The organism is Phyllobacterium sp. P5_D12 (assembly GCF_054049495.1).
The window spans coordinates 1-929 of the sequence record NZ_JBFUMG010001015.1 but is presented as its reverse complement, the minus strand read 5'-3'; the positions used below and the strand labels follow the sequence as shown (position 1 = coordinate 929).

Here is a 929-nt window from a genome sequence, read left to right as displayed (position 1 = left end):
GATTGGGACACTCCAACAGGGTTCGCATTGCAAATGCGGTCCATCTTTGTCTTGAAATTTTTCCTGCCGAGAACTTCGAACTTGGGGCTTTAGATGATGTCTCTTTTCATCGCGTCCAGAAAGTGGATGACGTCGCCGACCAACCCGTCATTCCAAACATCATTGTGACCACAGCTTTCGTAAATCAGCATCTGTTTAGGCTCGGGAGCGATGCGATATAGCGCCTCGCCCGCATGCAGCGGGATGATGTAGGCATGCCGGCCGTGGATGAACAGCTTCGGTTGCCTCACCTTCGCTATTTTGAGGTCTGAGCAGAAGGAATCCTTGATAAGAAGCGAAACCGGAAAGTACGGGTAATAGGTGCGCCGACAAGAACTGTTCCAAATCATACGCTAGAGTAGAACATACAGTGAATGGAGGAGGGCGTCTGCCTTCACTATCGACGGCAGTGCCGAGATGCTCGGTTATTTTGGCGTGATCACCTGCGTTGCGTTCGTTTCATCCCAATTTGCCATCGCAAGCCAGCCCTTTTAGACCATGGTTCTCGCCGGGACGCTCGGGAAAACGGCTCACTACTGAGCAACAGGCCTATTCCGTCGCGCGTTCTATCTGATTCCAATCTCGATCCCACGTTATACCAAGATGTTGGTAATCGCCTTGGCCTGATCGCTTGGGATAGAGTTCGCTTCGAGGCTATAAATGGCGAGGCAATAAATGGCAGGATAGGACTTCTGGTGCCAGAAGTCCGTTTCGCCCGCAGGGCGATAAAAGTACCGCGCTGGCAGTTTACGAGAATTGCGATCGTTCAGTGCGAATGCTCGGACTGTTTGCAGACGTAATTCTCAAACTGACAGACTCTGAAAGTCTAAGAATCACAGACTTTCAGAGTCTCAAACTTTCAAGTCGTCAAATTCTCATAGTTTCAAAAT

At 49.9% G+C, this 929-nt stretch carries 1 pseudogene; it reads right to left on the bottom strand.

Annotated elements, in window-relative coordinates:
* Positions 1–89: 89 nt before the first annotated feature.
* Positions 90–374 (bottom strand): annotated as a pseudogene (locus tag ACXJ5O_RS28350) (alpha/beta hydrolase); the annotation flags it as partial.
* Between the last annotated feature and the right edge of the window lie 555 nt (positions 375–929).